This is a genomic window from Lysobacter yananisis, assembly GCF_031199375.1.
GTDB lineage: Bacteria > Pseudomonadota > Gammaproteobacteria > Xanthomonadales > Xanthomonadaceae > Lysobacter > Lysobacter yananisis.
Map to the genome: position 1 here is coordinate 5,241,554 of NZ_CP133568.1, position 12,699 is coordinate 5,254,252.

General features: G+C 70.6%; 7 protein-coding genes. 3 read left to right on the forward strand and 4 right to left on the reverse strand.

Annotated features, from left to right (window positions below):
• Window positions 1-27: 27 nt before the first annotated feature.
• The 3 genes from RDV84_RS21565 to RDV84_RS21575 form a co-directional block, all read right to left on the reverse strand.
• Window positions 28-1,017 carry an LLM class flavin-dependent oxidoreductase gene (locus RDV84_RS21565; RefSeq protein WP_250442903.1) on the reverse strand — a complete coding sequence of 330 codons (990 nt, stop codon included), beginning with the start codon at window positions 1,015-1,017 and terminating at the stop codon, window positions 28-30.
• 206 nt (window positions 1,018-1,223) lie between these two features.
• A complete protein-coding gene (locus RDV84_RS21570; RefSeq protein ID WP_309151538.1) occupies window positions 1,224-1,694 on the reverse strand; it encodes a hypothetical protein in 471 nt (156 codons plus the stop codon).
• A 125-nt stretch (window positions 1,695-1,819) separates the two neighbouring features.
• Window positions 1,820-1,972: a hypothetical protein gene (locus RDV84_RS21575; RefSeq protein ID WP_157490365.1), complete on the reverse strand. Its 153-nt coding sequence runs from the start codon at window positions 1,970-1,972 to the stop codon at window positions 1,820-1,822.
• A 352-nt stretch (window positions 1,973-2,324) separates the two neighbouring features.
• On the opposite strand from RDV84_RS21575, the gene RDV84_RS21580 reads away from it, so the two are divergent.
• From RDV84_RS21580 to RDV84_RS21590, 3 genes are all read left to right on the forward strand, one after another.
• Window positions 2,325-8,240: an alpha-2-macroglobulin family protein gene (locus RDV84_RS21580; protein WP_309151539.1), complete on the forward strand. Its 5,916-nt coding sequence runs from the start codon at window positions 2,325-2,327 to the stop codon at window positions 8,238-8,240.
• A 79-nt stretch (window positions 8,241-8,319) separates the two neighbouring features.
• Window positions 8,320-10,644, forward strand: a complete 2,325-nt coding sequence (gene pbpC, locus RDV84_RS21585; RefSeq protein WP_309151540.1) for a penicillin-binding protein 1C — start codon at window positions 8,320-8,322, stop codon at window positions 10,642-10,644.
• A gap of 421 nt (window positions 10,645-11,065) precedes the next feature.
• Window positions 11,066-11,761 carry a helix-turn-helix transcriptional regulator gene (locus RDV84_RS21590; RefSeq protein WP_309151541.1) on the forward strand — a complete coding sequence of 232 codons (696 nt, stop codon included), beginning with the start codon at window positions 11,066-11,068 and terminating at the stop codon, window positions 11,759-11,761.
• A 91-nt stretch (window positions 11,762-11,852) separates the two neighbouring features.
• Here RDV84_RS21590 and RDV84_RS21595 read toward each other — a convergent pair whose 3' ends face one another.
• A complete protein-coding gene (locus RDV84_RS21595) occupies window positions 11,853-12,668 on the reverse strand; it encodes a thioesterase II family protein (protein WP_158229945.1) in 816 nt (271 codons plus the stop codon).
• Window positions 12,669-12,699: the final 31 nt, after the last annotated feature.

A 12,699-nucleotide genomic window follows, 5' to 3' on the forward strand; every position in this document is an offset into this window, starting at 1 on the left:
CCGCGCCGGGCCTCGGCGCGCGACGCCTCAGCGCAGCGACTCGAGCGCCTGCGCCGCCAGTTCGAACGAGCGCAGCCGCGCGGCGTGCTCGAAGATGTTCGCCGTCACCATCAATTCGTCCGGCCGGTGGCGGGCGACGAAGGCGGCGATGCCCTCGGCGACTTCGCCCGGATCGCCGACCACCGCGCAGGCCAGGGCCTGGGCCACGCCGGCTTTCTCCAACGGCGTCCAGAAGCTTTCGATGTCGTCGATCGGCGGCGGGATCAGCCCCGGCCGGCCGCGGCGCAGGTTGACGAAGGCCTGCTGCTGGGTGGTGAACAGGCGCCGGGCCTGCGCGCTATCCGCCGCGGCGACCACGTTCAAGGCCAGCATCGCGTGCGGCGCCTGCAGCCGTGCGGACGGCTGGAAGTCGCGGCGGTAGAGGGTCAGCGCCTCGTCCATCGCGTCCGGGGCGAAGTGCGAGGCGAACGCGAACGGCAGGCCCATCGCCGCCGACAGGCGCGCGCTGAACAGACTCGATCCCAGCAGCCACACCGGCACGTCCAGCCCGGCGCCGGGCACCGCGCGCACCGCCTGCTGCGGCTGCGCCGGCTCGAAGTAATGCAGCAGTTCGGCCACGTCCTGCGGGAAGCTGTCGGCGCCGTCGTAATAACGGCGCAGCGCGCGCGCGGTGGCGTGATCGGTGCCCGGCGCGCGGCCCAGGCCTAGGTCGATGCGGCCGGGATACAGCGAGGCCAGCGTGCCGAACTGCTCGGCCACCTGCAGCGGCGCGTGGTTGGGCAGCATGATCCCGCCGGCGCCGACGCGGATGCGGGACGTGCCGCCGGCGATATGCCCGATCAGCACCGCGGTCGCGGCGCTGGCGATGCCGGGCATGTTGTGGTGTTCGGCCAGCCAGTAGCGGGTGTAGCCCAGCGCTTCGGCGTGGCGGGCGAGGTCGAGGCTGTTGGCGAAGGCCTGGCGGGTGTCGCTGCCCTGGCAGACGGGCGCGAGGTCGAGGACGGAATACGGCAGCATGCGGGGGTCGGCGCTCCGGAAGGGATGGTTCCGATCTGGGGCCGGGCGACCGCCGAATCCAGCGCGCGATTGGGGAGGAATCGGCGCTTATGTGTTGCCGGATGCGCTTGGTTGGCGCCCCCTCGTCCGCCCCGCTGGGGCACCTTCTTCCGCAAGCGGAAGAAGGAAGGCGCACTGCCGCGGCGCTTCGAGCCTCTCTCCCGCCCTCAGAACAGATCGAACGCCAGCCCCTCGCGCTCGTTGTCCCACACCGTGCACACCACCCACCAGCGCCCGTGCTCGTGGCAGACCTGGATGCTGTTGGCGCCGCGCTTGAGCAGCACCGGCGAACCCGGCGCCGGGCGCGCGTCGTACTTGCTCCACACGTGCGCGATCTGGCCGAAGCGCTCGATCCGCTGGTCGGTCTCGACCTCGAAGAAATCGTTGTCGGCGAACAAGGGCGCGACATCGGCGATGTACTGTTCGACATCGAACACCACCGCCCGGGTCGAACCGTCGGCCTCGATCACGGTGCGCAGGCTCAGCGCGCGCGGATGCATCAGGTAGCGGAACCGCGCCCAGTCGCGCGGCGCTCCGGCCGGACCGGAAATGCATGCGTACACCGCCCGCACCAGGCGGCCGATGTCCTGGGTGTCGGCGATCCAGGGGGCGGGGATGGGGGCTGGCGTGTCGGTCATGGGAGGCTCTCAGGAGTGAGCGGAGAGGAGCGAGAAGCGAGAGACGGCACCAGCGGAGCGCGGCGCGGAAGCATGGCAGGCGATCGGGCGTTCCCGCTCACTCCTCGCTCCTCTGCGCTCGCTCCTCAAAAAGGCATCGGCCAACCCGCCAGCGGCGCGATCAGCCAGTACAGCCCGCCCAGCACCAGCGCCCACATCGCCGTGCGCAACACGAAGCCGACCAGCTTGAAGGCCAGCCACAAGGCCACGACGACGACGAACAGGGCAACGATGTCCATGCGGGCTCCCGCGCAAAACGGCCCCGAGCTTACCGCGCCGCGCGCCGCGTCCGCCCCTGCCATCCTTCCTGCCGCGAACCGATGCGGACGCGGCTTTCGAGCCCGATGCCTTCCACTGCGCCGTGGCGCTGTTGCCTCGTCGATAAAAAAATCTCGACAAGCCGACAAACGGCAGGAACAATTTCCTAACATTTGGGTCTAGTGCTTCCGACATCGCCGCCAAGCGCAAGCCGCGAGGCCGCGACGCCCAGGCCGGCGCCACGCGCAGACCTGAGACACTGGATTGGGGACCGGCCGGGCCATGGACGCCCGGCCCGGCAACGGCCACCGCACCACGGATCGGAACATCGCAATGGACACCACGCCCTCGCCGTCGCAACCGGCTCCTTCCACGGAGGCCGGCGCGACCGGCCGCGTCGGCCTCTGGCGCCGCGCCAGCCAGGCCGCGTTCGGCCAGATGGCCTGGACGCCGCCGCCGTGGCTCGCCGCGCTCGCCGCGCGCATCCGCCAACGCCCCGGCCTGTACCTGGGCAGCCTGCTCGGCCTGCTCGCCGCGGCCTGGCTCGCGCACTGGCTGATCACCCGACCCAAGCCGGTGATCCCCGGCGCGCTCAGCGTCGAACTGCACGCGCCCGAACTCACCGACTACGAACGCAAGCCGCCGACCGTGAGCCGGCTGAGCCTGACCTTCTCCGACTCGGCCGCGCCGCTCAAGCAGATCGGCAGCGCGCCGGTCGGCGTGAGCCTGAAGCCCGAGCTCAAGGGCGCGTGGACCTGGGAAGACGACAAGACCCTGGTGTTCGTGCCGGCCACCGACTGGCCGGTCAAGACCAAGTACACGGTCGAGGTCGATCCCAAGACCAGCGTCGCGCCCAAGGTGGCGCTGCAGGAACACGAATTCGAATTCGAGACCGCGCCGTTCAAGGCCGAGCTGTCCACCAGCGAGTTCTACCAGGACCCGCAGGACCCGGCGCTCAAGAAGGGTGTGTTCGAGCTGAAGTTCTCGCACCCGGTCGACGAGGCGCAGTTGCAGCGCCGCATCGCCCTGTCGCTGGTCGACGGCGGCGGCAGCGCCCAGGCCGCGCCCAAGTACACCCTCACCTACGACGACGCCCGGCTCAAGGCCTGGGTCCATTCCGAACCGCTGAAGCTGCCGGAGAACGGCGGCACCCTGAGCCTGGAGGTCGCCGCCGGCGTGGTCAGCGCGCTGGGCGGCGAAGGCAGCCCGGAAAAACTGTCCGCGCAGGTCAAACTGCCGTCGCTGTACAGCGTCAACGTCGACGACGTCAGCACCACCCTGGTCGAAAACGAACGCTTCGAACCCGAGCAGGCGCTGGTGCTGGGCTTCAACAACGCCATGCGCGACACCGAAGTCGCCGGCGCGACCCGCGCCTGGCTGCTGCCGGCCAAGGACCCGCGCCGCCCGGCCAAGGAACAGGGCGGCAACCGCTCCTGGTCCACCGGCGACGTCGACGAGGCCGTGCTCAAGGCCGCCACGCCGCTGCCGCTGAGCCCGATCGCCGCCGAGCGCGAATACACCCCGGTGCACAGCTTCAAGTTCCAGGCGCCGCCGGACCGCTACGTCTACGTGCGCGTCAACAAGGGCCTGAAGGCCTTCGGCGGCTTCCTGCTCGGCCGCGACCACGCCGTCGCCCTGCGCGTGCCCGAATACCCCAAGCTGCTGCGCTTCGTCGGCGAAGGCGCGCTGCTGTCGCTGCGCGGCGAGCGCCGGGTCAGCGTGGTCTCGCGCAACGTGCCGCACGCGCGGCTGGAGATCGCCCGGGTCCTGCCCGAACAGATCCAGCATCTGGTGTTCAACAACGAAGGCAGCTACGCCAAGCCGCGCATGTACAACCTCGACGCCGACAGCCTGGTCGAGCGCGAAGAGCGCCGCCTGACCCTGCCGGCCGAGAATCCGGCCAAGGCCCATTACGAAGGCGTGGACCTGGGCGCCTACCTCAAGCCCAACCGCCGCGGCGTGTTCCTGCTGAGCCTGCGCACGATGAGCGACAGCGACGCCGAGCGCCCGAGCGAGGAGACCATCGCCGACGACGCCGGCAGCGAGGAGGACAGCCGCCTGGTCGTGCTGACCGACCTCGGCATCGCGGTCAAGCAGGGCCTGGACGGCCGCCGCGACGTGTTCGTGCAGTCGCTGTCCAACGGCGCGCCGGTGGCCGGCGCGCGGGTGCGCGCGGTGGCGCGCAACGGCGAGACCCTGGTGGAGGCCGACACCGACGCGTCCGGTCGCGCCCAGCTGCCGTCGCTGAAGGGCTTCAAGCGCGAAAAGACCCCGACCATGCTGACCGTCAGCCAGGGCGAGGACTATTCGTTCCTGCCGATCGACGACTACCGGCGCAAGCTCGACTACTCGCGCTTCGATATCGGCGGCGAGCCCAACGACATCGAGGCCGGCGCGCTCAACGCGTTCCTGTTCTCCGACCGCGGCCTGTACCGCCCCGGCGACACCATCAACATCGGCATGATCGTGCGCGCCGCCGACTGGAAGCGCCCGCTCGCCGGCCTGCCGCTGGAATGGGAGTTCACCGATCCGCGCGGCAACGTCGCCCAGCGGCAGAAGCTCAAGCTCAGCGAACAGGGCTTCGAAAGCGCCAGCTTCGCGCCGAGCGACAGCGCGCCCAGCGGCACGTGGCAGGTCCAGCTGTTCCTGCTCGGCCGCGACAACGAGCGCACCAGCATCGGCTCGACCTCGGTGCAGGTGCGCGAGTTCGCGCCGGACACGATGAAGGTCGCGGTCAAGCTGTCGGCCGACAATCCCAAGGGCTGGATCAAGCCCGAGCAGCTCTCGGCCGTGGTCAGCGCCGAGAACCTGTTCGGCACCCCGGCGCAGCAGCGCAAGGTCGAAGGCACGATGGTGCTGCGGCCGTACTTCCCCAGCTTCGCCCAGTACCCGGGCTACCAGTTCTTCGACCCGCAACGGGCCAAGGAAGGCTACGACGAGTCGCTCAGCGACCAGACCACCGACGCCCAGGGCCAGGCCACCTTCAAGCTCGACCTGACCAAGTACGAGCGCGCGACCTACCAGCTGAGCTTCCTGGCGCGCGCGTTCGAACCCGGCAGCGGCCGCAACGTCGCCGCGCAGACCAGCGCGCTGGTGTCGAACAACGACTTCCTGGTCGGCATCAAGGCGGTCGACGCGCTCGACTACATCCAGCGCGGCGCCAAGCGTTCGCTGCAACTGGTCAGCATCGGCCAGGACGGCGCGCCCAAGCCGGTCGCGGGGCTGCGCGCGGTGGTGGTGGAGAAGCGCTACGTCTCGGTCCTGACCAAGCAGGATTCGGGCCTGTACCGCTACGTCTCGCACGAGCGCCGCTACGACCTGCGCGAGCAGCCGCTGGCGCTGGCCGGCGGCCGCCAGAGCATGGCCCTGCAGACCGACCAGCCGGGCGACTTCGTGATAGAAGTGCGCGCGGCCGACGGCAAGGTGCTCAACCAGATCGGCTACCGCGTCGCCGGCGCCGCCAATCTGTCGCGTTCGCTGGAGCGCAACGCCGAGCTCGGCCTGACCCTGTCCAAGCCCAGCTACAAGCCCGGCGAGACCATCGAGGTCAGCATCCGCGCGCCCTACCCCGGCGCCGGCCTGATCACCATCGAGCGCGACAAGGTCTACGCCCACGCCTGGTTCCGCGCCGACAGCACCGCCAGCGTGCAGAAGATCGTGCTGCCGGCCGATTTCGAGGGCAACGGCTACGTCAACGTGCAGTTCCTGCGCGACCCGAACTCCGACGAGATCTACATGAGCCCGCTGTCGTTCGGCGTGGCCCCGTTCGCGGTCGACCGCGGCGCGCGCACCCAGCCGCTGAGCGTGAGCCTGCCGAAGGTGACCAAGCCGGGGCAGACGCTCAACGCCTCGATCGTCACCGAAGGCAAGGCGCGGGTGGTGCTGTTCGCGGTCGACGAAGGCATCCTGCAGGTCGCGCGCTACCGCGTCGGCGAGCCGCTGGATCACTTCTTCCGCAAGAAGATGCTGCAGGTCGACACCGCGCAGATCCTCGACCTGTTGCTGCCGGAGTTCAGCCGCCTCGCCAACGCGGCCGCGCCCGGCGGCGACGGCGAAGGCGGCATGGCCAAGCACCTCAATCCGTTCAAGCGCAAATCCGAGAAGCCGGCGGTGTGGTGGTCGGGCATCGTCGATGTCGACGGCCGTCGCGAGTTCCCGTTCGTGCTGCCCGACCACTTCAACGGCAAGGTGCGGGTGGTCGCGGTGGCGGTGACGCCGCAGCGCATCGGCATCGTCCAGGACGAAGCGATCGTCCGCGGCGACTTCGTGATCACGCCGACCCTGCCCACGCACGTGGCGCCGGGCGACGAGTTCGACCTGCCGGTCGGCGTCGCCAACACCATCGAGGGCGCCAAGCAGGCGGCCAAGGTGACGGTGAACCTGCAGCTGCCGCCGGGCCTGAGCCTGGTCGGCACCGCGCCGGCGCCGGTCAGCATCGCCCCGCGCAACGAAACCACGGTGCGCTTCCGCGTGCGCGCCGGCAACGCGCTCGGCGCGCTGCCGGTCGCGATCCAGGCGGTGTCGGGCAGCTACAACGCCAAGCGCCGGATCGAGCTGTCGCTGCGCCCGGCCATCGTCGCGCGCCAGGACCTGATCGCCGGCCGCGCCGACAAGCGCAGCACGATCCAGCCGCTGCGGGCGATGTTCGACCAGCAGGCCACGCGCCGGATCTCGGCCTCGGTGTCGCCGCTGGTGGCGGTGGACGGGCTCAGCGCGTATCTCGCCGATTACCCGTACCAGTGCAGCGAGCAGGTGCTCAGCGGCGCGTTCCCGGCGCTGGTGCTGGGCGCGCATCCGGAACTGGGCAAGGTGGTCGCGACCGGCAAGGGCGATCCGCGCCAGAACGTGATCGACCTGCTGCGCGCGCGCCAGAACGGCGAAGGCGGCATCGGCCTGTGGACCGCCACGCCCGACGCCGACGACTTCGTCACCGGCTACGCCGCGCTGTACCTGATCGAAGCGCGCGAGCGCGGCCAGGCCGTGCCCGACGACCTGCTCAAGTCGCTCAACGGCTACCTCGAGCAGCGCGCCTCCGACCGTTCCGGCAACGACCTGCCGGCGCTGCGCAACCGCGCGCTCGCCGTGTACCTGCTGGTGCGCCAGGGCCGCACCGCGAGCAATCTGTTGAGCGCGGTGCACGAGCAGATCAAGCGCGACCAGCCCAAGACCTGGGAGAACGACGTCGCCGGCCTGCTGATCGGCGCGAGCTACCAACTGCTGCAGCAGGACAAGCCGGCGCGCGCGCTGGCCACGGTGGCGCTGCGCCGGGCCAACGCGGCCTCGGCCACGTCGAGCACGCCGTACGCGTCCTACTACGACGGCGGCATCGACCAGGCCTGGACGGTGTACCTGCTGAACCGCCACTTCGGCGCGCTCAGCCGCGACCTGCTCAAGCGCACCGCGCTGGAGCGCCTGCTCGATCCGTTGCGCCACAACAGCTACAACACCCTGTCCTCGGCACTGACCGTGCTGGCCCTGGACGCCTACGCCTCGGCCCAACCGCAGCAGCCGCTGCCGGTGCTGGAAGCGGCCGGCAAGGACGGCAAGTCGCGGCGCATCGGCGCGGCCGCGGGCGTGATCAGCCGCGGCGACTTCGCCGGCGGCGACCTGCGCCTGTGGGTGGCGCCGGGCGGCGACGCGCCGGCCTGGTACCTGGTCAACCAGACCGGCTACGACCGCGCGCTGCCCAAGGCGGTGCAGGACAAGGGCCTGGAAGTGGTGCGCGACTACCTCGACGACGCCGGCAAGCCGGTCGCCGCGATCAAGCAGGGCCAGGAAGTGACCGTGCGCCTGCGCCTGCGCGCGCTCGGCGCGCCGATGCGCGACAACATCGCGGTGGTCGACCTGCTGCCGGGCGGCTTCGAGACGGTCATGCAGTACGCCGCGCCGGCCGCGGACGCGAGCGAAGGCAGCGAGTCGGAAGACGAGTGCGGCGACGAGTGCGGCGAAGGCGAGGACGGCGAAGGCCAGCCCTCGCGCGACGGCCCCGACCCGAACGCGGCGCCGGCGCAGACCCTGGCCCTGCCGGGTTCGAGCTTCCAGCCGCAGCACGTCGAGCAACGCGAGGACCGGGTGATCCTGTACGGCCGCATCGGCGGCGAGGCCAGCGAGTTCCGCTACAAGGTGCGGGCCAACAACGCCGGCAACTTCGTGGTGCCGCCGGCCTACGCCGAGTCGATGTACGAACGCTCGGTGTACGCGCAGGGCGGCCCGGCCGGGACCTTGCAGGTGACCGCGCCGACGCCGTGAGCCCGATGCCATGAAGGGGTTGTCGTCCCTGCGCCGGGGACTGAAGCGATGGCGGTGGGCGCCGGCAGTGAGACTGCTCGTGGCGCTCATCGCCCTCGTCGCGGCGCTGAGCGTCGTGAGGTTCTATCCGCGCCCCGGCCTGGCCGACGCGATCCCGTTGTCGACCGTGGTGCGCGACCGCGAGGGCCGGCTGTTGCGGCTGGCCCTGGCCAGCGACCAGCGCTATCGCCTGTGGGTGCCGCTGGAGCAGATTTCGCCGCAGTTGGTCGAGTCGGTGATGCTGCAGGAGGACGCCTGGTTCTATTGGCATCCGGGCTTCAATCCGGTCAGCCTGGTGCGCGGCGCGTGGTCGACCTACGGCAGCGGCGAGGCGCGCGTGGGCGGCTCGACCCTGACCATGCAGTTGGCGCGGCTGCGCTGGCGGCTGCAGACCCGCGACATCCGCGGCAAGCTGGTGCAGATCGCGCGCGCGGTGCAGTTGGAGCTGTGCTATTCCAAGCGCGAGATCCTCGAGGCCTACCTCAATCTCGCGCCGTACGGCGGCAACATCGAGGGCGTCGGCGCGGCCAGCCTGATCTATTACCGCAAGCCGGCGAGCGAGCTGACCCTGCCCGAATCGCTGGCGCTGGCGGTGCTGCCGCAGGCGCCGTCGCGGCGCGGCCGGCTGGCCGCGCGCGAGGACGACGCCTACTACATCGGCGCCGGCCTGGAAGCGGCGCGCGCGCGCCTGTACGCGCGCTGGCGCGAATCGCATCCCAGCGATCCCGCCCAGGACGCGCTGCTGCGCCTGCCGCTGCGCCTGCGCAGCGCGCGCGAACTGCCCTACCGCGCGCCGCACCTGGCCGACCGGGTGCTGGCCGAGCGCGCCTGGCATCCGCAGTCCGGCCCGGAGCTGACCACCACTCTCGATCTGCGCCTGCAGCGCCTGCTCGAAGAACGCGTGCGCAACTACCTGCGCCAGGGCCGCAGCCGCGGCCTGCGCAACGCCAGCGCCATGCTGATCGACACCCGCGACATGGGCGTGCGCGCGCTGGTCGGCTCGGCCGACTACTTCGACGCGTCCATCCACGGCCAGGTCAACGGCGCCGCCGCCAAGCGCTCGCCCGGCTCGACCCTGAAGCCCTTCATCTACGCGCTCGCGCTCGACCAGGGCGTGCTGCACCCGCAGACCGTGCTGCGCGACGTGCCCAGCGCGTTCGGCCCGTACACGCCGGAGAACTTCGACGGGCGCTTCATGGGCCCGGTGACGGCGACCGAGGCGCTGGTGCGCAGCCGCAACATCCCCGCGGTCTACGTCGCCGCCCAGCTCAAGCAGCCGAGCTTCTACGACTTCCTGCGCCAGGCCGGGGTCAGCCGCATGGCCAGCCGCGACCATTACGGCCTGGCCCTGGTGCTCGGCGGCGGCGAGGTGACGATGGAGGAGCTGGCGCGCATGTACGCCATGCTCGGCAACGACGGCCGCCTGCGCGCGCTGCGCTGGCGCCAGAGCGATCCCGAAGACGACGGCGCGCGCCTGCTCAGCGCCGAGGCCGCCTTCGTCACCCGCGACATGCTGCGCCACAACCCGCGCCCCGACGCCGGTTCGCAATCGGCCTCGCGGCCGCTGCCGGTGGCGTGGAAGACCGGAACCTCGTGGGCGTTCCGCGACGCCTGGAGCGCGGGCCTGGTCGGCCCCTACGTGCTGGTGGTGTGGCTGGGCAACTTCGACGGCGCCAGCAATCCGGCGCTGATCGGGGTGGAAGCGGCGGCACCGTTGTTCTTCGACATCGTCGACGGCCTGCAGGCCGCGCGCGTGGATCTGGCCGAACCGGCGCGGCAATGGCCGCTGAACCTAAAGCGGGTCGAGGTGTGCCGCGCCAGCGGCGACCTGCCCAACGCCTGGTGCCCGCAACGCGGCACGACCTGGTTCATCCCCGGCAAGTCGCCGATCCGGATCAGCACCGTGCACCGCGCGGTGATCGTCGACAACGCCACCGGCAAGCCGGTGTGCGGGCGCTTCGATCCGGCGACGATGCGCCAGGAGGTGTACGAATTCTGGCCCTCCGACCTGGCCCAGGTGTTTGTCCAGGCCGGCATCCCGCGCCGGCGCCCGCCGGCCGGGCACGACTGCGGCGGTGCGCAGGACTGGCTCGGCAGCGCACCGAGCATCACCTCGCCGTTCCGCGCCACCCGCTACACGATGCGGCTCTCGCACCCGGAGCAGTTGTCGCTGAGCCTGGCGGCGACCGTCGACGCCGACGTATCGCGCCTGTACTGGTTCGTCGGCAACACCTTCATCGGCAGCGCCGAAGCCGGCAAGGCGCTGGCGTGGACGCCCGACCGCACCGGCCAGTTCCGCCTGACCGCGGTCGACGACCACGGCCGCAGCGACGAGCGCGAGATCGAAGTGGCGGTAGTGAAGTAACCGCCAACCGCCGTCTCATTTTCCTCCGCCGGGCGGATATTGCGCGCGTATACGATTCTTGCGAAAGATTTATTAATGCAACAAACCAAATGACTATGCTGAATGTCGAGAATCTCGACGCGAAACACGCTTCGGGTTTGCGTACTGGCACACAAAGTGCGTATGACGCGCTAGTCACCGCAGGCGTGGTCATTTATTCTAGACCTCGGTCCGTCCGGCATCCGATATTCAATCGCGAAGCCGCTAGCGATTATCACCCGGACGCCTTTCCGGGCGGGCCGCGATTGGGGCGGCGGCGATTAATCATTAATATAATTCAGTAATGGCGGAGAAACATTCGGCCGCCACAGTTCTTCGGCGATTAATCATGACGGTTGGCGCCGGCACGGGCCGCATTTGATTTTCTTGATCGGAGGGATTCGTGGAAGGAGCTGTCTCGCGAGAACGGCCCGGCGGCGCACGTACGCAATCGCCGCAGGCCCCCGGGTGCAAGCAGTACCTGGAAGACGTCCTGCATAAACTGCAGGCCCTGGTCGCCCCCGGGCACGACCTGGCCGAGGAACAACAGGCCGCGACCCGGGCGTTGTTCGCCGATTTCATTTCCGGCTGCCTGCAGATGTATTTCCTGCACGGCGGCGGCACCGGCCTGCTCGCCGCGCCGCCCTGGCCCGAAGCCGCCGCGCCGGACCCGCGCGCGGCCAAGGAACGCACGCCGCACGAGCGTCCCTGGTACCTGAGCGAAGTCGCCGCCGCGCCGAAGCCGGCCGAGACCTCGCGCGCGATCGCGCCGGCCTACCCCGCCTCGGCGCTGGATGCGTCGACGCGCCACGCGGCCGCCTATCCCGAGCCGGTGGCGCATACGCCGCGCCCGCATCCGCTGCAACCGCTGCGTCCCCTGCCCGTCCCGGCGCTGTTCGAGCGCGCCAACGAGCTGACCGAACGCGAGAAGGAAGTGCTGCAGTGGATCGCCGAGGGCCGCACCTCGCGCGAGGTCGGCCTGATCCTGTCGATCGCCGAGCGCACGGTGAAGTTTCATCTGCGCAACATCTACGCGAAGTTGAACGTGCTCAACCGCACCCAGGCGGTCAGCATCGCCAACCGCATGAACCTGGGTTGAGCGCGGACCGCGCGGCGACGGCGCCGCGCGGTCTTCCGCGTCCGTCCCGGCCGAATCGCTCGACCGTGGACGAGAGCGAGGCCGCGACGGGTCAGCCCAGTTGCGTCCTGGGCGCAGGCATCGCCCGCGACAAGGTCTCGCGCACGCGATCGACCACCGCCGCGCGATGGCTGTCGACGAACAGATGGCCGCCGTCGAAGCGGTGCAGTTCGCAGCCGGCCTCGGTCTGCTCGGCCCAGCGCCCGACTTCGCTCCAGCGCCCTTCGCGCTCGCGTTCGCCGACCAGCACGCTCATCGGCACCCGCAGCTTCGGCCCGGGGCGATAGGCGTACTCGCAGGCCAGGGCGAAATCCGCGCGCAGGGTCGGCAGCACCAGGGCCATGAACTCGCGGTCGCGCAGCACTTCCGCCGGCGTGCCGTTGTAGTCGCGCAACACCTCGATCAGCGCTTCGTCCGGCAGCCTGTGCAGGTTGCGGCCCTCGCGCCGGTAACCCGGCGCCTCGCACGCGGATACGAACAGGTGCAGCGGCGCCGGCGCGCCGAGCCGCTGCAAGCGGCGCGCGACCTCGAACGCGAGCAACGCACCGAGGCTGTGGCCGAACAGCGCGAACGGCTGCCGCGGCTGCGCGGCGATGTCCGCGGCCAGGCGCTCCACCAACGGTTCCATCGCGTCCGCCGGCGGCTCGCGCAAGCGCACGCCGCGGCCCGGCAACTGCACGCCGCAGACCTCGATCTGCGCGCCCAGCGCGGGCTGCCACGACAGGTACATGCCGGCGTCGCCGCCGGCGTAGGCGAACCCGTACAGGCGCAGCGCGCGCGGCGCGCCGGGCCGGCGCAGCAGCCACGGCAGGCGCAGCGCGTCGGACGGCAAGTGCGACGGGGAAGACAGCGGATACGAAGTCGGCATCGGGGACGGCTCTGGCAACGCAATCGGTCGG